The 24,447-nt window shown below is 49.9% G+C and carries 22 protein-coding genes, 1 rRNA gene and 1 pseudogene; 10 read left to right on the forward strand and 14 right to left on the reverse strand.

What is annotated here, in order from left to right; all coding sequences use genetic code 11:
* Positions 1–233: 233 nt before the first annotated feature.
* The 3 genes from BGK49_RS17805 to yihU all read right to left on the reverse strand — a co-directional run bounded on the left by BGK49_RS17805 (position 234) and on the right by yihU (position 3,067).
* Positions 234–1,244, reverse strand: coding sequence for a zinc-dependent alcohol dehydrogenase (locus BGK49_RS17805; RefSeq protein ID WP_000357973.1), 1,011 nt, complete (start codon positions 1,242–1,244; stop codon positions 234–236).
* Between the two features lie 32 nt (positions 1,245–1,276).
* Positions 1,277–2,101 (reverse strand): aldolase, encoded by an 825-nt coding sequence (locus tag BGK49_RS17810; protein WP_000881591.1) that lies wholly within the window; start codon positions 2,099–2,101, stop codon positions 1,277–1,279.
* Between the two features lie 87 nt (positions 2,102–2,188).
* Positions 2,189–3,067, reverse strand: coding sequence for a sulfolactaldehyde 3-reductase (gene yihU / locus BGK49_RS17815; RefSeq protein WP_000190781.1), 879 nt, complete (start codon positions 3,065–3,067; stop codon positions 2,189–2,191).
* A 172-nt stretch (positions 3,068–3,239) separates the two neighbouring features.
* Here yihU and BGK49_RS17820 point away from each other — a divergent pair, with 172 nt between their 5' ends.
* A complete protein-coding gene (locus BGK49_RS17820; RefSeq protein WP_000196715.1) occupies positions 3,240–4,136 on the forward strand; it encodes a sugar kinase in 897 nt (298 codons plus the stop codon).
* Between the two features lie 39 nt (positions 4,137–4,175).
* On the forward strand, positions 4,176–4,964 hold the full coding sequence (locus BGK49_RS17825; protein ID WP_000022286.1) for a DeoR/GlpR family DNA-binding transcription regulator: 789 nt from the start codon (positions 4,176–4,178) through the stop codon (positions 4,962–4,964).
* Between the two features lie 105 nt (positions 4,965–5,069).
* On the opposite strand, the gene typA is transcribed toward BGK49_RS17825, so the two are convergent.
* Positions 5,070–6,893 (reverse strand): ribosome-dependent GTPase TypA, encoded by a 1,824-nt coding sequence (gene typA / locus BGK49_RS17830; protein WP_000570679.1) that lies wholly within the window; start codon positions 6,891–6,893, stop codon positions 5,070–5,072.
* 372 nt (positions 6,894–7,265) lie between these two features.
* Between typA and glnA the strand changes: the two genes are divergently transcribed.
* The 4 genes from glnA (at position 7,266) to BGK49_RS17855 (ending at position 11,540) form a co-directional block, all read left to right on the forward strand.
* A complete protein-coding gene (gene glnA, locus BGK49_RS17840) occupies positions 7,266–8,675 on the forward strand; it encodes a glutamate--ammonia ligase (RefSeq protein ID WP_001271717.1) in 1,410 nt (469 codons plus the stop codon).
* 173 nt (positions 8,676–8,848) lie between these two features.
* A complete protein-coding gene (gene glnL, locus BGK49_RS17845) occupies positions 8,849–9,898 on the forward strand; it encodes a nitrogen regulation protein NR(II) (protein ID WP_000190585.1) in 1,050 nt (349 codons plus the stop codon).
* Positions 9,899–9,909: 11 nt separating this feature from the next.
* Positions 9,910–11,319, forward strand: coding sequence for a nitrogen regulation protein NR(I) (gene glnG, locus BGK49_RS17850; protein ID WP_001188776.1), 1,410 nt, complete (start codon positions 9,910–9,912; stop codon positions 11,317–11,319).
* A gap of 110 nt (positions 11,320–11,429) precedes the next feature.
* The gene (locus BGK49_RS17855; protein WP_000893994.1) at positions 11,430–11,540 is read left to right on the forward strand and encodes a YshB family small membrane protein; all 111 of its coding nucleotides are present in this window, start codon (positions 11,430–11,432) and stop codon (positions 11,538–11,540) included.
* A 189-nt stretch (positions 11,541–11,729) separates the two neighbouring features.
* Here the strand turns inward: BGK49_RS17855 and hemN are convergent, their stop codons facing one another.
* From hemN to BGK49_RS31210, 3 genes and pseudogenes are all read right to left on the reverse strand, one after another.
* Positions 11,730–13,103, reverse strand: coding sequence for an oxygen-independent coproporphyrinogen III oxidase (gene hemN, locus BGK49_RS17860; RefSeq protein WP_000116118.1), 1,374 nt, complete (start codon positions 13,101–13,103; stop codon positions 11,730–11,732).
* A 188-nt stretch (positions 13,104–13,291) separates the two neighbouring features.
* Positions 13,292–13,801, reverse strand: coding sequence for a Der GTPase-activating protein YihI (yihI, locus tag BGK49_RS17865; protein ID WP_001295266.1), 510 nt, complete (start codon positions 13,799–13,801; stop codon positions 13,292–13,294).
* Between the two features lie 118 nt (positions 13,802–13,919).
* A pseudogene (locus BGK49_RS31210) lies at positions 13,920–14,086 on the reverse strand (hypothetical protein).
* Positions 14,087–14,382: 296 nt separating this feature from the next.
* Between BGK49_RS31210 and yihA the strand changes: the two are divergent.
* On the forward strand, positions 14,383–15,015 hold the full coding sequence (gene yihA, locus BGK49_RS17870) for a ribosome biogenesis GTP-binding protein YihA/YsxC (protein ID WP_000183349.1): 633 nt from the start codon (positions 14,383–14,385) through the stop codon (positions 15,013–15,015).
* 168 nt (positions 15,016–15,183) lie between these two features.
* On the opposite strand, the gene BGK49_RS31720 is transcribed toward yihA, so the two are convergent.
* Positions 15,184–15,231 carry a spot 42 RNA, inhibition of DNA synthesis gene (locus tag BGK49_RS31720; RefSeq protein ID WP_071892919.1) on the reverse strand — a complete coding sequence of 16 codons (48 nt, stop codon included), beginning with the start codon at positions 15,229–15,231 and terminating at the stop codon, positions 15,184–15,186.
* Positions 15,232–15,396: 165 nt separating this feature from the next.
* Positions 15,397–18,183, reverse strand: coding sequence for a DNA polymerase I (polA, locus tag BGK49_RS17875; protein WP_000250032.1), 2,787 nt, complete (start codon positions 18,181–18,183; stop codon positions 15,397–15,399).
* A gap of 363 nt (positions 18,184–18,546) precedes the next feature.
* Here polA and BGK49_RS17890 point away from each other — a divergent pair, with 363 nt between their 5' ends.
* Positions 18,547–19,479: an acyltransferase gene (locus tag BGK49_RS17890; protein ID WP_024259675.1), complete on the forward strand. Its 933-nt coding sequence runs from the start codon at positions 18,547–18,549 to the stop codon at positions 19,477–19,479.
* A 40-nt stretch (positions 19,480–19,519) separates the two neighbouring features.
* Here BGK49_RS17890 and BGK49_RS17895 read toward each other — a convergent pair whose 3' ends face one another.
* From BGK49_RS17895 to BGK49_RS17910, 4 genes are all read right to left on the reverse strand, one after another.
* Positions 19,520–20,950 (reverse strand): YdgA family protein, encoded by a 1,431-nt coding sequence (locus BGK49_RS17895; protein WP_005028571.1) that lies wholly within the window; start codon positions 20,948–20,950, stop codon positions 19,520–19,522.
* A gap of 154 nt (positions 20,951–21,104) precedes the next feature.
* Entirely contained in the window at positions 21,105–21,731 is a 627-nt protein-coding gene (dsbA, locus tag BGK49_RS17900) for a thiol:disulfide interchange protein DsbA (RefSeq protein WP_000725337.1), read from the reverse strand.
* Positions 21,732–21,747: 16 nt separating this feature from the next.
* Positions 21,748–22,734, reverse strand: coding sequence for a stress response kinase SrkA (gene srkA / locus BGK49_RS17905; protein ID WP_001065508.1), 987 nt, complete (start codon positions 22,732–22,734; stop codon positions 21,748–21,750).
* A gap of 76 nt (positions 22,735–22,810) precedes the next feature.
* A complete protein-coding gene (locus BGK49_RS17910; protein WP_004987701.1) occupies positions 22,811–23,080 on the reverse strand; it encodes a YihD family protein in 270 nt (89 codons plus the stop codon).
* A gap of 69 nt (positions 23,081–23,149) precedes the next feature.
* On the opposite strand from BGK49_RS17910, the gene mobA reads away from it, so the two are divergent.
* Both mobA and mobB read left to right on the forward strand, forming a co-directional pair.
* Positions 23,150–23,734 carry a molybdenum cofactor guanylyltransferase MobA gene (gene mobA / locus BGK49_RS17915; protein ID WP_001052179.1) on the forward strand — a complete coding sequence of 195 codons (585 nt, stop codon included), beginning with the start codon at positions 23,150–23,152 and terminating at the stop codon, positions 23,732–23,734.
* Positions 23,716–24,243, forward strand: a complete 528-nt coding sequence (gene mobB, locus BGK49_RS17920) for a molybdopterin-guanine dinucleotide biosynthesis protein MobB (RefSeq protein WP_000907622.1) — start codon at positions 23,716–23,718, stop codon at positions 24,241–24,243. The genes mobA and mobB overlap by 19 nt, the downstream gene beginning before the upstream one ends.
* A gap of 103 nt (positions 24,244–24,346) precedes the next feature.
* Here the strand turns inward: mobB and rrf are convergent.
* A 5S ribosomal RNA gene (gene rrf, locus BGK49_RS17925) occupies positions 24,347–24,447 on the reverse strand; the annotation flags it as partial.

A 24,447-nucleotide genomic window follows, 5' to 3' on the forward strand; every position in this document is an offset into this window, starting at 1 on the left:
TAGTGCGCTGGGTTATCGCTCGCCACGGGAATATCTGCGGCAGCGGGCTTGTAATGGGTTAAGTGATAACAGATGTCTGGAAATATAGGGGCAAATCCAACAATATCAATTACGTCCTGTGGCCGACTAATTGAATAAGTTGCAGGACTGGTGATTTGACTCATCGCAGTGTCCTTTTTAATTGTTGTAGGGTGGCGCTGACGTGACGCAGCGCCAGACAGAGATTTAGAAAATCATTCCGGCGCAAATTGCAGCATGACCTTTATGGAGTCATTTTGCTGCGCGCGTTCAAATGCCGCCGCTGCATCCTCAATTGCAAATAAATCGGTAACCAGTTCACTGGTATCAAACCGCCCATCCGCCAGCCATTCGATAACAGCATCGAAATCTTCAGGGATGTACATGCCAGAGTTGAGCAAGTCACGCTCGAAACGTTGCATCATCGGTAATGGTATTTCACGCGGCCCACTTGGTACGCCCATGCACACGACGGTGCCTCCGGCATATACACGGGTACATGCATCGTTAAGCGTGGCCTGCGCTGCAACGACATCAATCGCCCCCGTAAATCGCACATCTGCGGCCAGCTCACCTGGTGCCCAAACTTCTGCTGCGCCCAGCTTTAACGCCAGCGCGCGTTTGGCAGCGTCAGGTTCAATCACGGTAATCTTACCTGCCCCCATAATGCGCAGTGCCTGCACGATGGATAAGCCTATCGTTCCGGCACCAATTACCAGTACGCTTTCCAGAGAAGCTTTCGGCATTCGGTTAACGCAGTGACGGGCACAAGCCGCCGGTTCGGCAAAGGCCAACACTTTTAGCGGTAAAGAGGCTGGTGCGACATGGCAATTACGCGCAGGAACAATGTGTTGTGAGCGAGCAAAGCCCGGTGCGCGAAAACTAGCAACCTGCGGTGGTTCACAAAGATTAAAACGTCCTGCTTTGCAGGCTCGGCATTCCATGCAAGCCATGATGGGATCGACCACAACATGATCGCCCGGCTGTACATTTTTAACGTCGCTGCCAACTTCCGTAACGCGCGCTGCAATTTCATGACCGGGGACGACAGGTGGTTTGGCAAACGGATGACCGCCTTTCAGAACATGCAGATCCGAACCGCATATCCCATAGAACACAGGCGCAATCCGCACTTCGTGCGGTTTAAGTTCCTGGTGTGGTACTTCAACATATTGAGTGGTGACTTTCCCAATATCTGAAAATAAAACCTGGGTAATTTTATCCATTGTTATTCTCCAGAATCGATATCCATAGGGGATTAGCGTTGCGCGATACCTTCATCGACAATTTCTGCCAACCGTTGTAAACGAGGAACAGAGACATCGCACAGCATAGTTTGTGGATCTTGTGCACCAACAACCGACGCCCAAACCGCTCGTCCAGCCAGGAAGCCCGACGCACCACCTTTCATGGCAATACTTACTGCACGGCCAAAAATATCGGCATCAACGCCAGAAGAAAGAATTACCCACGGCATCTTCATCTGATCGTTAAGTTGCTGACAGGCGGCAAGTAAGGTTTTTTCATCGCCTTTGCCCCCTAATGGCATCTCGGCTTTGTAAAGATCAGCCTCTGTTCCACCAAGCTCTGCGGCGGCGGCAACAATGGCGCTTTCACGATCAAAGTCCCAACCGCGACGAGGTGGACGCACCACAGGTTCAATAATGCTCACCAGCCCGGCACTACGGCAGCGACGAACAAATTTATCAACCATTGCCAGACGTTCCTCTGCGGGTTCATCTTCACGCCAGAGTACAAGTAATTTCATTGCCTTAGCCCCCATTTCACGGGCTTTATGCGGGTCGACGGACATATCTATTTCAACGCTATCAACCGGGATGCCATTACCTGGGATAAAAAGATCGGCAGCGACAATCAGGCCGCAAGAATTAGCAACAGCGCCCTGCTCGACTATTTGCTCAAGACAAAATTGTTTATCCGCCAGAACGGCAGAAGCATAAGGAGAAAGGATTCGGGTCGCGGCAACTTTAAAATCGGTGAGTACACTGTCGGCGATGGGTTTTGGCTGCCCTGCTGCCGCAAACATCAAGCGCATGGCCTCACGCTGATCGACAGCTAACATGGCAAATCCACCACCTGGGCGGGAGATATCTTTCAGCGTAAATGGGGTGAAGTGGGATTACATAGAAACTCCTGTTAATAGATAAAATTAAAGACCAGCCTGCTGGCGAACCTGATTTAGCAGGGCACTCCAGTCCTGCCGCCCTTTGCCGTCTTGACTTGCTGCAGCGTAATAACTTTCTGCTGCAATCCCCATATTGAGCGGTGCCCCCGTCTCCCGAGCGACGTCAACTGCAATACGCAGATCTTTCAACGCCAGATCCACCATGAAGGCGGGTGAAAGATCGCCTTTCAGCACTTTGCCAGGCCAGGTGGTCGTAAAATGTCCTTTCCCTGCTGCCGTACCACTCATCACCTTAATTGCGACATCAAGATTTAATCCCAGTGACTCACATAACACAGCGGCCTCGGAGGACAGCGCATTAAGCGCAATGCTCATATAGTTGTTAATTAGCTTCACGCGGATCCCCATTCCTGGGCCGCCAGCCTCGACCAGCTCATTACCCATGCACATAAGAATCGGGCGTGCACGTGCAATCTGCTCATCAGTGCCACCCGCTAAAATCAGCAATGTGCCATCAATCGCATTCACGGACGTTCTGCCCACGGGAGCGTCCATCATACTGATGCCTTTTTCTTGTAACTCCCGTATTAATGCATCGGTCTGTAAGGGATGAATAGTCGACATATCAATCAATAACGCGTCAGATGAAACAGCCTCACAGACGCCTTTTTCCCCCAACAGAACCTGTCGAACAATGTCACCATTGGGAAGCATAGTGATGATAAATTCAGCGCCTGCTGCTGCTTCCGCTGGGGTTTGTGCCGCAGTGGCCCCCTGCGTAACTAGCGCATCGACGGCCTGTGCATTGACATCAAATACCTGCAATGAATGCCCTTTTTGCAATAGATTGTTAGCCATTGGGCTACCCATCTGCCCCAGCCCGAGAAATGCAATGGTTGCCATGAATACTCTCCTGTCTGACATTGACAAAATAATGACAATTGAAAATTCGTTTTCGTCTGTTTTTGAGCATATTTGTAATTTATGTTCAAAAACACGACACGCATCACTAATTTGATCATTTGCGTCATTTAAATTGACCAAAGACGACAAAATTAAATAGGACAAGACAAATATGACCAGAATTGCATGCGTGGGTATCACAGTTCAGGACAGAATTTATTCTTTGCCCACTCTGCCGGAGGGCGGCGGAAAATATCAGGCAAATCATTATCTTGAGATTGGTGGCGGCCCGGCAGCAACAGCCGCTGTTGCAATCGCAAAGCTTGGCGTGGAGGTTGATTTCATCGGTCGCGTCGGCGATGACAGTTGTGGAAATACCTTACTTGCAGAACTTGAGGGTTGGGGCGTCAATACCGCATTTTGCCGCCGATATCCTAACGCCCGTTCGTCGCAATCAGCGATCCTCGTTGATCAGCATGGCGAACGGATTATCGTTAATTATCCAAGTCCTGATCTCGGTACTGATGCCGAATGGTTAGAAGCGATCGATTTCTCTCGTTATGATCTGATTCTGGCCGATGTTCGCTGGCATAGCGGTACTGAAAAAGCATTCTCGCTAGCGCGCCTTGCGGGTGTGACAACGCTTTTAGACGCCGATATGACACCGCAGGATATTTCTCCACTTGTCGCGCTTGCCGATCACGCCGTGTTCTCAACACCAGGGCTGAAACGCATGACTGGCCTGCAGTCACCTGAAGAAGGTTTGTTCCAGGCAACGACACAAACAGCAGGTAAAGTGTATGTTACGCTGGGTTCTGAAGGATCGTTGTGGATTGAAGATGGTCATTTGTGTCAACAGGAGGCATTTTCTGTCAATGTGGTTGATACCACTGGAGCAGGCGATGTTTTTCACGGCGCACTCGCGGTAGCGTTGGCAGAAAAAATGCCAACAAAAGAGGCTATTCGTTTTGCCAGTGCGGTTGCCGCGATGAAATGTACCCAGCCTGGCGGTCGGGCCGGCATTCCTAATCGTGAGCAAACCGAATCATTTTTGTCACTTTATGCGTAAAATGGTAAACATCTACCGAGGAGGGGCAAGGGAGTATTCATGAGTATCATCGAAGTGACAGGTAATCCACGCCATGACCAACTCGTTCATCTAATCGCAGAACGCGGTTATATGAATATTGAAGAACTGGCACAACTGCTGGATGTTTCAACGCAAACCGTGCGCCGGGATATCCGAAAACTCAGTGAGCAGGGCTTGATCACCCGTCATCATGGAGGGGCCGGGCGCGTCTCCAGCGTCATGAATACCGCTTTTGAGCAACGGGAACTTTCGCTCACCGCCGAGAAACGGGCGATCGCTGAGGCAGTCGCCGATTACCTTCCCGAACGCTGTACCGTCTTTATCACCATCGGTACAACCGTAGAAGCCGTTGCCAGGGCATTACTCAACCGGCGTGATTTACGCATTATCACTAACAGCCTACGTGTGGCACAGATTCTTTATAAGAACCAGGATATTGAAGTGATGGTGCCGGGAGGCACTTTACGCGCTCATAACGGCGGGATTATCGGCCCAGGAGCCGTGGATTTTATTGAAGGCTTCCGCGCAGATTATTTAATCACCAGTATAGGTGCCATTGAACATGACGGCACCCTACTGGAATTTGATGTAAATGAAGCGTTAGTCGCGAGAACGATGATTAAACATGCGCGGAATACATTGTTAGTGGCCGATCATACGAAGTTTGCCGCGTCTGCTGCCGTTTCAATTGGCAATGCACGGAATGTCAGGGCTTTTTTTACTGATGCCCCGCCTCCCAATTCTTTCTGCCAGTTGTTAAGTGAAGAGAATGTTGAACTGGTGGTTGCCGAGCAAGAAGTATCCTGAAATTGAAATTTCGGAAAATCCGCTGGGAATTTCAGCGGATTTTGTTTTCCATAAGCAAAAAAAACCTGCCAGCAATGGCAGGTTTTTTATAACTAAAAAACGAAATTAATAGTCTTTCGGTGCGCGGTTGGCGCGACGACGATCGTTTTCCGTCAGGTGACGTTTACGAATACGGATAGAGGTCGGAGTCACTTCTACCAGTTCGTCATCATCGATGAACTCCAGAGCTTGTTCCAGAGTCATGCGGATAGGCGGAACCAGAACAACGGCTTCGTCAGTACCGGAAGCACGCATGTTGGTCAGTTTCTTACCGGTCAGGCAGTTTACAGTCAGGTCGTTAGAGCGGCTATGAATACCGATAATCTGACCTTCGTAAACTTCTGCACCGTGACCGAGGAACAGCTTACCGCGATCCTGCAGACCGAACAGCGCGAACGCGACCGCTTTACCCTGACCGTTAGAGATCAGTACGCCGTTCTGACGCTGACCCACTTCACCCGGACGTACGTCGTCGTAGTGGCTGAAGGTGGAGTACAGCAGACCAGTACCGGAAGTCATGGTCATGAACTCAGAACGGAAGCCAATCAGACCACGGCTTGGGATCACGTAGTCGAGACGTACGCGGCCTTTACCGTCTGGATTCATGTTTTTCAGGTCGCCTTTACGTTCGCCCAGCGCCTGCATTACAGAACCCTGATGCTGTTCTTCAACGTCCAGAGTCACGTTTTCATATGGCTCTTGTTTACGACCGTCGATTTCACGGAAGATAACTTTCGGACGGGATACCGCCAGTTCGAAACCTTCACGACGCATGTTTTCGATCAGAACAGACAGGTGTAGTTCGCCACGACCAGAAACGCGGAACGCATCAGCGTCTTCGGTTTCTTCTACGCGCAGCGCAACGTTGTGTACCAGTTCTTTGTTCAGACGATCCAGGATCTGACGAGACGTTACGAACTTACCTTCTTTACCGCAGAACGGCGAGGTGTTAACGCAGAAGAACATAGAAACGGTCGGCTCATCAACGGAGAGTGCCGGCAGCGCTTCAACGTTTTGCGTGTCGCAAACGGTGTCAGAAATGTTCAGTTCGCCAAGGCCCGTGATCGCAACGATATCGCCAGCTTCCGCCAGGTCGGTTTCGATACGTTCCAGACCGAGGTGGCCCAGCACTTTACCGACTTTCGCGTTGCGGGTTTTGCCTTCGCTATCGATGATAGTGACCTGCTGGTTCGGCTTCACTTTACCGCGCTTGATGCGGCCAATGCCGATAACGCCAACATAGCTGTTGTAATCGAGCTGAGAAATCTGCATCTGGAACGGACCGTCAAGGTCAACGTCCGGCGCAGGAACGTGGTCAACAATCGCCTGGTACAGCGGGGTCATGTCTTCCGCCATATCTTCGTGGTCCAGACCCGCGATACCGTTCAGCGCAGAAGAGTAAACGATCGGGAAGTCCAGCTGCTCGTCGGTCGCGTCGAGGTTAACGAACAGATCGAATACCTGATCCACAACCCAATCAGGACGCGCGCCAGGGCGGTCAACTTTGTTGATAACAACAATCGGCTTCAGGCCGTAAGCAAACGCTTTTTTGGTTACGAAGCGCGTTTGCGGCATCGGGCCGTCAAATGCGTCAACCACCAGCAGCACTGAGTCTACCATGGACATTACACGTTCAACTTCACCACCGAAGTCGGCGTGCCCCGGGGTATCAACTATGTTGATACGGTAATCATTCCATTTGATAGCGGTGTTTTTCGCGAGGATGGTAATCCCACGCTCTTTCTCCAAATCGTTGGAGTCCATCACGCGCTCTTGGGTTTCGGCACGAGAGTCGAACGTACCGGATTGTTGGAGCAGCTTGTCTACCAGGGTGGTTTTACCATGGTCTACGTGCGCGATGATGGCGATATTACGCAATTTTTCGATCACAACTTTGCCTCAGGCATTAGAAATAGCGCGTTATTGTACACGGATTAATCGCACTACAAAACAGGATCACAAACATCCTCCGCAAACAAGTATTGCAGAGTCCCTTTGTGATCGCTTTCACGGAGCATAAAAAGGGTTATCCAAAGGTCATTGCACCAACATGGTGCTTAATGTTTCCATTGAAGCACTATATTGGTGCAACATTCACATCGTGGTGCAGCCCTTTTGCACGATGGTGCGCATGATAACGCCTTTTAGGGGCAATTTAAAAGTTGGCACAGATTTCGCTTTATCTTTTTTACGGCGACACGGCCAAAATAATTGCAGATTTCGTTACCACGACGACCATGACCAATCCAGGAGAGTTAAAGTATGTCCGCTGAACACGTACTGACGATGCTGAACGAGCACGAAGTGAAGTTTGTTGATTTGCGCTTCACCGATACTAAAGGTAAAGAACAGCACGTCACTATCCCTGCTCATCAGGTGAATGCTGAATTCTTCGAAGAAGGCAAAATGTTTGACGGCTCCTCGATTGGCGGCTGGAAAGGCATTAACGAGTCCGACATGGTGCTGATGCCAGACGCATCCACCGCAGTGATTGACCCGTTCTTCGCCGACTCCACCCTGATTATCCGTTGCGACATCCTTGAACCTGGCACCCTGCAAGGCTATGACCGTGACCCGCGCTCCATTGCGAAGCGCGCCGAAGATTACCTGCGTTCCACTGGCATTGCCGACACCGTACTGTTCGGGCCAGAACCTGAATTCTTCCTGTTCGATGACATCCGTTTCGGATCATCTATCTCCGGTTCCCACGTTGCTATCGACGATATCGAAGGCGCATGGAACTCCTCCACCCAATACGAAGGTGGTAACAAAGGTCACCGTCCGGCAGTGAAAGGCGGTTACTTCCCGGTTCCACCGGTAGACTCGGCTCAGGATATTCGTTCTGAAATGTGTCTGGTGATGGAACAGATGGGTCTGGTGGTTGAAGCCCATCACCACGAAGTAGCGACTGCTGGTCAGAACGAAGTGGCTACCCGCTTCAATACCATGACCAAAAAAGCTGACGAAATTCAGATCTACAAATATGTTGTGCACAACGTAGCGCACCGCTTCGGTAAAACCGCGACCTTTATGCCAAAACCGATGTTCGGTGATAACGGCTCCGGTATGCACTGCCACATGTCTCTGTCTAAAAACGGCGTTAACCTGTTCGCAGGCGACAAATACGCAGGTCTGTCTGAGCAGGCGCTGTACTACATTGGCGGCGTAATCAAACACGCTAAAGCGATTAACGCCCTGGCAAACCCGACCACCAACTCTTATAAGCGTCTGGTCCCGGGCTATGAAGCACCGGTAATGCTGGCTTACTCTGCGCGTAACCGTTCTGCGTCTATCCGTATTCCGGTGGTTTCTTCTCCGAAAGCACGTCGTATCGAAGTACGTTTCCCGGATCCGGCAGCTAACCCGTACCTGTGCTTTGCTGCCCTGCTGATGGCCGGTCTTGATGGTATCAAGAACAAGATCCATCCGGGTGAAGCCATGGACAAAAACCTGTATGACCTGCCGCCAGAAGAAGCGAAAGAGATCCCACAGGTTGCAGGCTCTCTGGAAGAAGCACTGAACGAACTGGATCTGGACCGCGAGTTCCTGAAAGCCGGTGGCGTGTTCACTGACGAAGCAATTGATGCGTACATCGCTCTGCGTCGCGAAGAAGATGACCGCGTGCGTATGACTCCGCATCCGGTAGAGTTTGAGCTGTACTACAGCGTCTAATAGTTGAAGTTGTACTACCCGGCGCAACAACGCCGGGATTTAGTTGCCGTGGAAACTTTCAGCCCATCTCTGCATGGGCTTTTTTCTCCGTCAATTCTCTGATGCTTCGCGCTTTTTATCCGTAAAAAGCTATAATGCACTAAAATGGTGCAACCTGTTCAGGAGACTGCTTTATGGCAACAGGCACGCAGCCCGATGCTGGGCAGATCCTCAACTCGCTGATTAACAGTATTTTGTTAATCGATGACAACCTGGAGATCCATTACGCCAACCCTGCCGCGCAACAACTGCTCGCCCAAAGCTCCCGCAAATTGTTTGGTACACCGTTACCGGAACTGTTGAGCTACTTCTCATTAAATATCGAGCTGATGCAAGAAAGTCTGGAGGCGGGGCAAGGTTTTACCGATAACGAAGTGACGCTGGTCATCGACGGGCGCTCGCATATCCTTTCTGTGACTGCCCAGCGTATGCCGGACGGCATGATCCTGCTGGAGATGGCTCCGATGGATAACCAGCGCCGCTTAAGTCAGGAACAGCTACAGCACGCCCAGCAGGTTGCTGCCCGTGATTTAGTGCGCGGCCTGGCACATGAGATTAAAAATCCGCTTGGCGGTTTACGTGGCGCGGCGCAGCTGCTCAGCAAAGCGTTACCTGACCCATCACTACTCGAATATACCAAAGTGATTATCGAACAGGCGGACCGGCTGCGAAATCTGGTCGACCGTCTGTTGGGGCCGCAGCTGCCCGGTACGCGCGTTACCGAAAGTATTCACAAAGTGGCTGAACGCGTGGTAACGCTGGTGTCGATGGAACTGCCGGACAACGTGCGGTTGATTCGTGATTACGATCCCAGCCTGCCGGAACTGGCGCACGACCCGGATCAAATTGAACAGGTCTTGCTGAATATTGTGCGCAATGCGCTACAGGCGCTGGGGCCGGAAGGCGGTGAAATCATTCTGCGTACCCGCACCGCGTTTCAACTGACCTTACACGGCGAGCGCTACCGGCTGGCGGCGCGGATTGATGTGGAAGATAACGGGCCGGGCATTCCGCCTCATTTGCAGGATACGCTGTTTTACCCGATGGTCAGCGGCCGCGAAAGTGGCACCGGGCTTGGCTTATCCATCGCCCGTAATTTGATTGATCAGCATTCAGGCAAAATTGAATTTACCAGTTGGCCAGGTCATACCGAGTTCTCGGTTTACCTGCCTATCAGGAAATAAAGGTGACGTTTATGCAACGAGGGATAGTCTGGGTAGTCGATGACGATAGTTCCATCCGTTGGGTGCTTGAACGTGCGCTCGCTGGAGCGGGTTTAACCTGTACGACATTTGAGAACGGCGCGGAAGTACTGGAGGCGCTGGCGAGCAAAACGCCGGATGTGCTGCTTTCAGATATCCGTATGCCGGGAATGGACGGGCTGGCGCTGCTCAAGCAGATTAAACAGCGCCATCCAATGCTTCCGGTCATCATTATGACCGCACATTCCGATCTGGATGCTGCCGTCAGCGCCTATCAACAAGGGGCGTTTGATTATCTGCCCAAACCGTTTGATATCGACGAAGCCGTGGCGCTGGTTGAGCGCGCTATCAGTCATTACCAGGAACAGCAGCAGCCGCGTAATATTCAGCTTAACGGCCCAACGACCGATATCATCGGCGAAGCGCCAGCCATGCAGGACGTGTTCCGTATTATCGGTCGGCTTTCGCGTTCTTCTATTAGCGTGCTGATTAACGGCGAATCCGGCACCGGTAAAGAACTGGTCGCTCATGCCCTGCATCGCCACAGTCCGCGCGCCAAAGCGCCGTTTATCGCGCTGAATATGGCAGCTATCCCAAAAGATTTGATCGAATCAGAACTGTTTGGCCACGAGAAAGGCGCGTTTACTGGCGCGAATACCATTCGTCAGGGGCGTTTTGAACAGGCCGATGGCGGTACATTATTCCTCGACGAAATTGGTGATATGCCGCTGGATGTGCAGACGCGTTTGCTGCGCGTGCTGGCAGACGGTCAGTTTTACCGCGTTGGCGGCTATGCGCCGGTGAAAGTGGATGTGCGGATTATCGCTGCCACTCACCAGAATCTCGAACAGCGAGTGCAGGAAGGTAAGTTCCGTGAGGATCTGTTCCACCGCCTAAACGTTATCCGCGTTCATCTGCCGCCGCTGCGCGAACGTCGGGAAGATATTCCCCGTCTGGCGCGCCATTTTTTACAGGTTGCCGCGCGCGAACTGGGCGTAGAAGCGAAGTTACTGCATCCGGAAACCGAAGCTGCTCTGACGCGTCTGGCGTGGCCAGGCAACGTGCGCCAGCTGGAAAACACCTGCCGCTGGCTAACGGTGATGGCCGCCGGGCAGGAAGTGTTGATTCAGGATTTGCCCGGCGAACTGTTTGAATCAACAGTTGCGGAGAGTACTTCGCAAATGCAACCGGACAGCTGGGCGACGCTTCTTGCGCAGTGGGCAGACAGAGCGCTGCGTTCCGGTCATCAAAATCTGCTTTCCGAAGCGCAGCCAGAGCTAGAGCGGACGTTACTGACGACCGCGTTGCGACATACGCAGGGGCATAAACAGGAAGCGGCGCGGCTACTCGGCTGGGGCCGCAACACCCTGACGCGTAAGTTAAAAGAGCTGGGGATGGAGTGATTCACAGCTTGTGTGTAAAGATTGATTATTGAGCGCAAATTGCTGGTATTTTACGCTTTACTGTTCCGATAAGTTCAGTATGATCTGCCCGGAAAACGGGGAGAGTCATTATGCTGGAATCAATAATTAATCTGGTATCGAGTGGCGCAGTTGACAGCCACACACCGCAAACTGCCGTTGCTGCCGTGCTGTGTGCCGCAATGATTGGGCTGTTTAGTTGAGTTTCAGATTGCTGATGAAGTGCTCTTTGTTCATGCCGGATGCGGCGTGAACGCCTTATCCGGCCTACAAAAGCAATATTTTCAACAGGTTTTGTAGGCCTGATAAGCGTAGCGCATCAGGCAATCTTGTTCTCAGCACATTGATGGCGCTTTCGTTTTCTACTTTGTAAACGAAGCGCCATTCACTATTCAAATCACCCGTGAGAACTGCTGCATCCGCGCTTTCTGGCGCAGATAGGTATCAAAGCACATGCAAATGTTGCGGATCAGCAAGCGACCTTTCGCCGTCACCTGTATTCCCTTCTCATCCACATCCACCAGCCCATCTTTTGCTAACGGGGCGAGCAGCTTGAGATCTTCCGCAAAGTAATCAGCGAAGTGCAAATCCCACTGTTTCTCAATAGGGGCGTAATCCAGACGGAAGTTGCAGATGAGCGACTTAATCACATCGCGGCGAATACAGTCATCACGCGTTAGCGCAATACCACGCCACAGCGCATTGCCTTGTTCATCCACTTGCTGATAGTACTGCTTCAACTCTTTCTGGTTCTGCGCGTAGCAGTCGCCAATCATGCTGATGGCGGAAACGCCCATCCCCAGCAGATCGGTATCGCCCTGAGTGGTGTAGCCCTGGAAGTTACGATGCAGCACGCCTTCACGCTGGGCCACCGCCAGCTCGTCATCCGGACGGGCAAAGTGATCCATACCGATAAACTGATAGCCCGATTGCGTCAGGAAGGCGATGGTTTCCTGCAGGATATCGAGTTTTTGCTGCGGACTCGGCAGGTCAGCATCTTTGATTTTGCGCTGAGCAGCAAAAATGGTCGGCAGATGCGCGTAGTTAAAGACACTCAGACGATCGGGGTTCAGCTCCGCCACACGTTTCAGGGTAAAGGCGAAACTCTCCGGCGTCTGTTTCGGCAGGCCGTAAATCAGGTCGATGTTGGTGGAGGTAAAACCAATCTCACGCGCATGGTTAAGCAGTGCAAAGATGAACTCTTCATCCTGCTCGCGGTTAACCAGACGTTGCACTTCTTTGTTGAAGTCCTGCACGCCCATGCTCAGGCGATTAAAGCCTTCGGCGCGTAAATGATCGAGTACATCCAGTTCGATTTCCCGCGGATCGACTTCGATCGAAATCTCCGCATCGGCATTGAACTGGAAGTTTTCGCGCAGCAGCTTCATCAGGCGGCTGATTTGCGCTTTATTCAGATACGTCGGCGTTCCGCCGCCCCAGTGCAATTGGCTGACGTGACGCCCGGCGAACAGCGGTGCACGATGGACGATTTCTTGCTCCAGCGCGTCCAGATACTGATCGGCCTTGTGCTGCTGGCGAGTAACAATCTTATTGCAACCGCAGAAGTAACAAAGCTTATGGCAGAACGGGATATGTACGTAGAGAGATAATGGACGCTCAGGATAGCACTCCACGGCTTGTAAAAACGCCTGTTCGCCGAAGTCTTCTGAAAACTCCAGCGCGGTCGGGTACGAGGTGTATCGTGGCCCGGAATAGTTATATTTCTGGATCAGGGCCAGATCCCAGTCGATTTGCTGTACAGACATGCTCACTCCTTCCGATGGCGTCTCTGGCGGCTACGGCGTACCGGCGGATGCCCGTTTCGGGTCATCAGCCGGTTGCGCAGCCACTTTTGTCGCCGCGACAACCGCTGTAGTTTAACGAATAACCACACCAGATAACATATAACCGGAAGGGTTATCAGCAGAACGGGAAGGCCCACGGCGGCAATCCGTTAGTTGCCCCGCAGCAGACGCATCATGTCTTCTTGCTTCTCGTCTTCTTCCTCTTCTTCGTCATCGTCATAAGAGAGGCCGAGTTTCTGCATCAACTCATCAATACGATCCAGTTTAGCATCCACCCAGGATTGCTCTTCGGCACTCAGGGTTTCGCCTGCTTCCAGACGTTCCAGCAGCGCATCCAGACGCTCATCCGTTTCCAGTAATTCCAACTCCGCCTGCGGTGAAAGCATAGGTTTCTCACTCTTCGGTTTGTGCTGTTTGGTGACTTTTTCAGTCACGCCCAATGGAATAGGGGTTTTACTGCCAATACGTGGATCTTTTGGTGCGTTCTGGCCTTTGCTGCCTGACGTGGTGTTTCCGCCCGCTGCGCGGCTGCCCGGCGCATGACCACGACGTTTTTTCTGACGCTTGCGATCACGAGCTTCCTGATCCAGCTCCTCGCGTGTTTTTCGACGCGCTTTTGCATGACCTTTGCTGCGTGAGTTTGAAGATGATGGTTTCATAATGGTTCGTCTTTTAGCCGTTTTATTCAGTATCGATTTGCGGCGGAATCTAACAGAAAGCAAGCAAAGAAAAAAGGCGACAGATTACTCTGTCGCCTTTTTTCCTGACTCATAACCCTTAACGGGTCTTACAATCCTTGCAGGCCGCCAACACACCCTGTTTTTCCTTTAGCCGGAACAATCCGTGTTGATTCCATTTCCGTTTAATTACGTCTCCGGACGTTTGTCTTCCTGACAATCCTCTGTCTTCGCCTCCTGGCGCTCCTGACCCTCATCCTGAGTCATTGTTCCTGTTAGCGTCCTCGCTCTATGGGTGCTACTTTACGCCTTTGCTTTAAACAAACAATCAACCGCCATCAGTATTTGCACATTTTCAGAGTTTTATATAAAAGCAATTCACTGATTTATATAGCTTATTTGACATGCATCGCAGAATTTTCTCTGCTATTTCGCATAAAGACTATCGGCAATGTCTCACAAAGCGTATGGCTTTTACTTACAACGCTCACGCCGAAAAATCCGCCTTTTATTATGGTTCAGGTATAATCGCCACAAAGCTTTGACTGACGGAGACGACCGCTTTGACTAATTTGAATTATCAACAGACGCATTTTGTGATGAGTGCGCCTGATATTCGCCACCTACCTTCCGATACCGGAATTGAAGTGGCTTTTGCAGGCCGTTCCAACGCAGGTAAATCCAGCGCGCTGAACACGCTGACTAACCAGAAAAGCCTGGCTCGTACCTCAAAAACCCCAGGGCGCACCCAGCTTATCAACCTGTTTGAAGTGGCTGACGGCAAGCGTCTGGTTGACTTGCCTGGGTACGGTTATGCGGAAGTCCCGGAAGAGATGAAGCGCAAATGGCAGCGTGCGCTCGGCGAATACCTCGAAAAACGTCAGAGCCTGCAAGGTCTGGTGGTGCTAATGGATATTCGCCATCCGCTGAAAGATTTGGATCAGCAGATGATTGAGTGGGCGGTAGACAGCAATATCGCCGTTCTGGTGCTGCTGACCAAAGCGGACAAACTGGCAAGCGGCGCACGTAAAGCGCAATTGAATATGGTGCGTGAAGCTGTACTGGCGTTTAACGGTGATGTGCAGGTTGAAACGTTTTCTTCGTTGAAGAAACAAGGCGTGGACAAGCTGCGGCAGAAACTGGATACCTGGTTTAGCGAGATGCAGCCTGTAGAAGAAACGCAGGACGGCGAATAATTTTCTTGCCTTAATGCTTGTGCCGGATGTGGCGTATCCGGCCCGTAAATTCAATAGATTACAATTCTACCGTTGGCCTGATAAACATAGCGCATCAGGCATTACGGATCTTTTCTTTCGCCCAATAAAAAACGCCCCAGTCATTACTGACTGGGGCGGCTAAAATATTCAGCCAAATCCGATTACGTGAAGTAAAAGGTCTGAAAGATAGAACATCTTACCTCTGTACCCTACGCGACTAACTTTACTCTTTTTTGTTCAGTTCAGAAAGCACTTTTTGTAATTTTTTTTCAGTTGTTGCATAGGAATTTCTAATAGCCATCACAAAACGTGACAGCTTATGTTGCTTACTTACGAAAAAAGGGCATGTTCAGGCGAATCTTAGTGCGCCTGATCCCAGTTTTCGCCACTCCCCACTTCCACCAGCAACGGCACATCCAGACGGGTACAGTTTTCCATCAGTTGATGAATCTGCTTCGCGACGGCATCAACATCATCTTTATGAACTTCAAATACCAGTTCATCGTGTACCTGCATGATCATACGTACACGCGGTTGCTCAGCCTGTAACCACGCATCAACGGCAATCATCGCCCGTTTGATAATGTCGGCGGCGGTTCCCTGCATTGGCGCGTTAATGGCTGCACGTTCAGCCGCTGCACGACGAGCACCATTGCTGGATTTGATATCCGGCAGATACAGACGGCGTCCGTCCAGCGTTTCAACGTAGCCCTGCTCTTTCGCCTGAGCACGGGTGCGTTCCATATACTCCAGCACGCCAGGGTAGCGTTCGAAGTAAAGGTCCATGTACTTCTGCGCTTCTTTACGTGGAATGTTCAATTGCCGCGCCAGACCGAAAGCACTCATGCCATAAATCAGACCAAAGTTGATCGCTTTCGCGCTACGGCGTTGCTCGCTGGTGACGGTTTCCAGTGGCAAACCAAACACTTCTGCCGCCGTTGCCCGGTGGATATCTTTTCCTTCCGCGAATGCGGTCAGCAAGCCTTTGTCACGCGAAAGATGCGCCATAATGCGCAGTTCAATCTGCGAGTAGTCCGCTGAGACAATCACATAATCCTCTGGCGCAATAAACGCCTGGCGGATACGACGACCTTCTTCGTTACGCACCGGAATGTTTTGCAGGTTAGGATCGGTTGACGATAAACGTCCCGTTGCAGTTACTGCCTGGTGATAAGAGGTATGCACACGCCCGGTTTTCGGGTTGATCATCAGCGGCAGCTTGTCGGTGTAGGTCGATTTCAGCTTCGCCAGACCACGATACTCCAGAATCACTTTTGGCAACGGATAGTCCAGCGCCAGTTCTTCCAGTACCTCTTCCGACGTTGACGGCGCGCCACCCGGCGTTTTCTTCAGCGGTTTAATACCCTGTTTTTCAAACAGAATGGTTTGCAACTGCTTGGTGGAAGAAAGGTTAAATTCTTCACCTGCAATTTCATGCGCTTTCTTTTCCAGCTCAGCCAGACGCAAGGTGAGCTCTTCAGAATGATTGTGCAGCACTTTCGGATCGATCTTCACACCGTTACGTTCAATGCGTGAAAGCACCGGCACCAGCGGCATTTCGATATTCTCGAAGACGTTCAACGGCCCTTTGTGTTTTTGCAGGTCCGGCCACATTTTCAGATGCAACTGCAAGGTGACATCAGCATCTTCGGCGGCGTAACGTCCGGCCTCTTCGAGGGCAATCTGGTTAAAGGTCAGTTGATTTTTGCCTTTACCCGCAATCTCTTCAAAAGTGATGGTTTTGTGCTTCAACCAACGTTCCGCGAGGCTGTCCATATCGTGACGCCCGGCAACGCTATTGAGAATGTAGGACTCCAGCATGGTATCAAACGCAATCCCACGCAGCTCAATGCCGTAATTCGCCAGAATACCGCGATCGTATTTCAGGTTTTGCCCGACCTTCAGCGCCTTTTCATCTTCCAGCAGCGGTTTTAGCAACTCGAGTGCACGCTCGCGAGAGATTTGATCGGGCGCATCAAGATAATCATGAGCAACCGGAATATATGCCGCTACGCCTGGCTCGATAGCAAAAGAAAGCCCGACCAGGTTAGCAGAGATGTTATCAAGGCTGTCGGTTTCGGTATCAAATGCAAATACCGGCGCTTTTTCCAGCTTCGCAATCCACGCTTTCAGTGTTTCTTCATCAAGGATGGTGACGTAGTTGTCATAAGAAATCACCGTTGCCGTCACTTCTGGCGCTTCGTCTGCAACACTGGTTTCCTGCGGCTTCGCGGCTGTTTTTGCCCCTTTGGCCTGTAACCATTTGCCCGCTTCGACATCAGCAGTCCAGCGTTTGAACTCATACTTTTTGAACAGCCCCAACAACTCTTCCGCTGCCGGTTGCTGCACTTCCAGTTGTTCACAGGTCAGCTCCAGTTCAACGTCGGTTTTAATCGTCGCCAGCTGGTATGAGAGATAAGCAACTTCTTTGTTTTGCTCGAGCTTCGCTGCCATTGTTTTCGCGCCACGGAAGCTCAACCCAGCAATTTTTTCTGGCTCGGCATACAGCGTATCCAGCCCGCCCAGACCTTGCAGCAATGCCTGCGCGGTTTTTTCACCGACGCCCGGTACGCCAGGGATGTTATCGGAGGAGTCACCCATCAGCGCCAGGAAATCGATGATCAGTTCTGGCGGCACGCCGTACTTATTCACCACCTCTTCCGGTCCGAGGATGGTATTCGTCATGGTATTGATAAGCGTAATATTTGGCGTCACCAGCTGCGCCATATCTTTATCGCCAGTGCTGATCAGCACCGGACGCCCGGCTTTTTCGGCTTCGCGCGCCAGAGTACCGATAACGTCGTCCGCTTCTACGCCAGAAACCGCCAGCAGCGGCAGTCCCATCGCTTTAACCATCGCGTGCAGAGGTTCGATTTGTGCTCGCAGATCGTCCGGCATTGGCGGGCGATGTGATTTGTAATGTTCAAACAGTTCATCACGAAAGGTTTTTCCCTTGGCGTCAAAGACCACCGCTGCATGCGTCGGTTTATATTGCATGATCAGACTGCGCAGCATGTTGAGGACACCATACATCGCACCGGTCGGCTCGCCTGCGCTGTTAGTCAGCGGGGGAAACGCGTGATATGCGCGATAAAGATAAGATGAACCATCTACAAGGATAAGTGGATTTTGGGGGATCTGAACCATAATGTCCGTGCCTGTTTATCAGATTATGGGTAAAGGATGCCACAGACAGGATAAAAACATGAGTTTTTCACCGCTTTTCGTGAAAATCTTTTGTAGATCTTCTGGATCGCTCGCAAATCGTCATGTGGATAACTTTGTGCATAAATTATTTACATCGCTTTTAATTTATTATCATGCTTTTTACAGTATGATGTTTGTCTTTGTTTTTCATGTAGTTAAAAATAAAGCCATCCCTAATAATTGAGATAATGGGATTTTTTCTAATGTGGATAGATATGAATTATTTTTCTCCTTAAGGATCATCCGTTATTTGGGTCGTTTTCTGCTAAAATCTGCGCCTTGCGCTTCTTTAGCGCACTGTCTATGGCTAACCTTTTGAATAAATTCATTATGACGAGAATACTCGCTGCGATAACCCTTTTGCTGAGTATCGTATTGACCATTTTGGTCACTATTTTTTGTTCCGTCCCGATCATCATTGCCGGGATTGTAAAACTATTGCTACCTGTGCCAGTCATTTGGCGAAAGGTTTCGCGTTTTTGTGATTTTATGATGTATTGCTGGTGTGAAGGTCTGGCGGTATTACTGCATCTGAACCCACACCTGCAATGGGAAGTTCACGGGCTGGAAGGGTTAAGTAAGAAGAACTGGTATCTGCTTATTTGTAACCACCGTAGTTGGGCAGATATTGTCGTACTGTGCGTGCTGTTTCGTAAGCACATTCCGATGAATAAATATTTCCTCAAGCAACAGCTGGCCTGGGTGCCATTTCTTGGCCTGGCGTGCTGGGCGCTGGATATGCCGTTTATGAAGCGTTATTCCCGCGCTTATTTATTACGTCATCCGGAGCGACGTGGTAAAGATGTTGAAACCACTCGGCGTTCTTGTGAAAAGTTTCGCCTGCATCCCACCACCATTGTCAATTTCGTTGAAGGCTCCCGTTTCACGCAAGAAAAACATCAGCAAACCCACTCCACTTTTCAAAACTTGTTGCCACCAAAGGCGGCAGGCATTGCGATGGCGATAAATGTACTGGGTAAACAATTCGATAAACTGCTTAATGTTACGCTGTGTTATCCGGACAATAACCGTCAGCCGTTCTTCGATATGTTAAGCGGTAAACTGACGCGAATTGTCGTTCATGTGGATTTACAGCCTATTGCCGATGAGTTACATGGCGACTACATCAATGACAAAAGCTTTAAGCGCCATTTTCAGCAATGGCTGAACTCACTGTGGCAGGAAAAAGACCGACTTCTGACGTCGTTGATGTCATCACAGCGGCAGGACAAGTAAATTTTGCTCACCTCTGAATGAGCAGAGGCGAGTGAGTATTTTAATGAACAAAACGTCCGGCACGAGACATAAATTCTTCTTCGCTCATCTCCTGTCCGTTAAAAACAACTTTACCCGGTGTATAACGCAGTTGCAGCGAGGCGGTATTGTTGTCAATCGTGATTAACTGAAACATCTGACCTAAGGTCATCATCCCGCTGATTTGTTTATCAGCCCGCTTTTGCGCTTTTTCCGCATCCATTCCTTCAGATAAATTAAGCTGTTTTGCGGTTTCTGTGACGACATTAAGCGGTAACTTCACATCAAAATTGAGCGATTTGATATCTTTGTTTGTGGATGATGAAGATTTGGCTGGGTCGGCAATACTGATATCCAGATTGGCATTTAGTTCGCCGAGTGCGTTCTTCCATCTTACCGGTTGTTTAATGGTCGGCTCACTTTGTTGTAATAACGGTAAATACTCTTTGAACAATGCAGCATTCACTTCTTGCAGAGCAACTTCATCGTTTGCTAACTCAGGGTGTGCAGCAAGCTGCTTCTGCATCGCAATGTTATACTGGATGATAAATTGGCGCACTGCTGAGGGATAAATAGATTCAGCAATCAATGACCACTCACCACTACCGAGTTGCTGATTCCCTTTTGTTAACTTATCAAGTTCGTAGGTCAGATTGACATTGATATAATCTTTGTCTTTAACGCGATCCAGCCTGGTTTTTGCAACGAAAGCATCGATTTGGGCAACGTCTTCCCCCTGATTGATAATATTAACCTGATTAAATTTCGACTCGCTTTCACCAACCGGAAATTTCTTTTCTTCTAATCGTGTCAGAGAATCAATGGTAAAACTTTTTGCCGTTACTTTGTTCATTGGTGATAATTGCAGAACAATATCTTCGACTTTGCCTTCAATATCCAGGTTAGACAATGAACTACCATCACCATTAAAAGTAAACTGGCCCTCACCAAAAGAAAACTTTCCATACTCTGCAGGGGCAACATCTAATGTCGTAGAGAATGAGCCACCAAACGCGAATCGCAATGTCGCTTCCACGGGCGATTTATTTTTCGCGGCGATAAATAGCGGTTGTGTCAGTTCATTATTCACTAAGTTCACTTTTGCCGCTGCCAGTGCTGGGATGACATTACCATGCATTAACATTGTGATGGGCAACGGACCGTGCTCAACATCCACATCAAATGCAACTTTCTGGCCTGGCTTGATATTGAGATCGGGTGCACCGTTATCAAATGAAATTTGCATTTGAAAATGGGAATTAAAAAAGCCTTTGTCAAAGTTTTTATAACTTAACGTCATATCGTAGGCATGTTCACCTTTCTTTTTAGCATCGTTAAAATCTTTAATAAATTTTTCGACACCAGGCTGAATTTGCGTACCTGTGTACCATGTGCCACCACCCCAGATTACGGCTAACGCAACAATAACACCTGTAGCTGACTTACGTATCATATAAATATTCCCTGATAAAACAGCAAAACTTTGAATATCCACTTATGCTGAAATAATGTCCAGCGACAGGATGTATTATCAGAATGTATTTATATTTATTAAATAATAAAAAAAGCCCGTGAATATTCACGGGCTTTATGTAATTTACATTGAATTATTTTTTCTCGGACAGATATTTCACTGTATCAGCATACTGCTGAACAAAAACATCCATATTGCTGGTATCCATACCCTGCGGATTCAGCTGATATTTACCGTTAACAAACATCGCCGGAACACCGCGCAATTGCACGTCAGCTGCAGCTTTTTCCTGCTGAGCTACCAGAGATTTCACCACGAAGCTGTTCCACGCCGCGTCGTACTCTTCACCTTTAATACCTGCGTTGATAAATACATCGCGGATATCAGAAGCAGAACGAATGGTCTGGGTTTTCTGTACGCCTTCAAACAGCGGAACAGTCACTTTGTCTTCCACGCCCAGCGCCATCGCCACAGCCCATGCCTGAGTCAGATCTTTGCCCAGGTCACCACCCATGAAGTTGACGTGGTATTTAGTCATCTTCACGCCTTCCGGCAGTTTTTTCTTCACATTATCAGAAATATGCAGAACTTCTTCAAACTGATAGCAGTGCGGACAGAAGAAAGAGAAAAACTCCAGCACTTGCGGCGCGCCAGCTACCGGTTTTTCCAGGGTAGTGTACTGTTTACCATCTTCATACTGCGCCGCCGATGCGCTAAACGCTAAAACTAAACCAGCCAGCGCCAGCCAAATCTTTTTCATGATCTACTCTCTCCGATTAATACATAGGTGTTAATTGTAAAGGGGGTTCTTGTAGAACTTTTGCCTGTTCTATAAAAGTCGCCGTTTGTCGCAGCCAGTAATCTTCCCCGGTTAACCACGGGAAATTTTTCGGGAACGCGGGATCAGCCCAACGCCGCATTAGCCAGGCAAGATAATAAACCAAACGCATGGCGCGTAAAGGTTCAATCAGTCCGATTTCAGCGGTGTCGAACTCGCTAAATTCTTCATAAGCTTCAATAATAGTTTCCAGTTGCATCCGCTGCTCGGCTTTATCGCCATTGAGCAACATCCACAAATCCTGAATAGCTGGACCATTACGTGCATCATCCAGATCAACAAACATTGGACCATCGCGCCAGAGAATATTCCCGGCGTGGCAGTCTCCATGTAAGCGCAGAACGGTGGAATCTTCCCGCCAGTGCGCTGTAACGGCGGCGATCAGCTCATCTGTCGCTTTCAGGAATGCCGCTTTCAACCCGGAAGGTATCAGTGTAGCGTCCTCAAACAGCTTGCGTGGCTCAATGAGATATTCATTCAGACCGATGGTCGGGCGATGGATAAAAAGCTGTTTGCGCCCCGTCTGGTGCATACGCCCTAAATAACGCCCAACCGCTTCCATCTGATCGATATTATCAGCTTCGAACTGGCGACCACCGACGCTTGGAAAAACAGCGAAATAAAATCCCTGATGATTCAATAAAGTCTGACCGTTAAAGGCCACAGGTGCTGCGACCGGAACTTCATCATTTACCAACTGCAACGCAAATTGATGTTCTTCGAGGATTTGATCGGCTGTCCAACGTTCAGGGCGATAAAATTTGACGACAATACGTCGAAGATCTTCGTCCTGAAATTGATAGACACGGTTTTCATAGCTGTTAAGCGGGGTAAGACCGGAATCCACCCGGATCCCTTGCTCAAATAGAGCATCCATGATGGTATCCGGGTGTAGTGTCTGGAAAGTAAAAGCGCTGTTGTTCATCCCATCATCCGGAAAACATTACGAATAATGAAGGATATCATTTCACGATGATTTTGGTGGCGCCGCTTACAAGCTTTTACTCTTTAATTACGCCGCGAGCGCGTAACAGCGCCGTTTTGAAGTCTTCTTCATAATCTTTCTGCAAACCCGGGATCACCGCATCTTTCGCGGAATCACGCATTTTCAGGTGATAGATCAGAATGTCATCCGTCAAATCCGCCAGTTCGCCGTCAAAACCTGACTCTTTCGCCAGTTTCTGCAAAAATTGCAACAGGTTAAGGTCTGGCTCTTTTTGCCAGGCTGGCTGGAGGAATTCAATAACTTCATTCAGACGTTTACATTTCATAGTGATGCTCCTTACTCTTGAGACAGACACGTTAGCAGGGTCAATCCCACAATAAAAGAGGCGATATCGGTGAATCTGATGACGACGATAACAGGCGTTGTGCTGGCAGGCGGTAAAGCCAGACGAATGGGCGGCGTAGATAAAGGATTGCTTGAATTAAACGGCAAACCATTATGGCAACATGTCGCTGACGCGCTTATGACGCAGCTCTCTCACGTCGTGGTTAATGCCAATCGTCATCAGGAAATCTATCAGGCAAGCGGTCTGAAAGTGATTGAAGATTCACTGGCGGATTACCCAGGCCCTCTGGCAGGAATGCTTTCAGTAATGCAGCAGGAAGCTGGTGAGTGGTTTTTGTTTTGCCCGTGCGATACGCCTTACATTCCCCCTGATTTAGCAGCCCGGCTTAATCATCAGCGCAAAGATGCGCCTGTCGTGTGGGTCCATGACGGTGAACGCGATCACCCGACTATTGCTCTGGTAAACCGCGCTATTGAGCCTTTATTACTGGAATATCTGCAAGCAGGAGAACGCCGGGTAATGGCATTTATGCGTCTGGCTGGCGGTCATGCGGTTGATTTCAGCGATCATAAAGATGCATTTGTTAACGTGAATACGCCAGAGGAGCTTGCCCGATGGCAGGAAAAACGATGATACCGTTACTCGCCTTTGCCGCGTGGAGTGGTACCGGAAAAACTACGCTTTTGAAAAAACTGATCCCGGCATTATGCGCCAGAGGGATCCGTCCAGGGCTGATTAAGCATACGCACCATGATATGGATGTTGATAAGCCAGGCAAAGATAGCTATGAGCTGCGCAAGGCTGGCGCGGCACAAACCATCGTTGCCAGCCAGCAACGATGGGCCTTGATGACGGAAACACCAGACGAAGAAGAGCTGGATCTACAGTTTCTCGCAAGTCGAATGGATACCTCAAAGCTGGATTTGATTCTGGTCGAAGGGTTTAAGCATGAAGAGATCGCAAAGATTGTGCTGTTTCGCGATGGAGCCGGACATCGACCTGAAGAATTAGTGATAGACAGGCATGTTATTGCTGTAGCCAGTGATGTGCCGCTTAATCTTGATGTCGCATTACTGGATATTAATGATGTTGAGGGGCTGGCTGATTTTGTGGTGGAGTGGATGCAAAAGCAGAACGGATAAGCAAGAGTAGGCTGGATCAGACGCAGCCAGTGTCGCACCCGGCATTTTTTTCACCAACGCAAAAAGGCCCAGTCTTTCGACCGGGCCTTCTGCTTAACTTGATGCCTGGCAGTTCCCTACTCTCGCATGGGGAGACCCCACACTACCATCGGCGCTACGGCGTTTCACTTCTGAGTTCGGCATGGGGTCAGGTGGGACCACCGC

It is taken from the genome of Shigella sp. FC1544 (assembly GCF_001722145.1).
Lineage (GTDB): Bacteria > Pseudomonadota > Gammaproteobacteria > Enterobacterales > Enterobacteriaceae > Escherichia > Escherichia coli.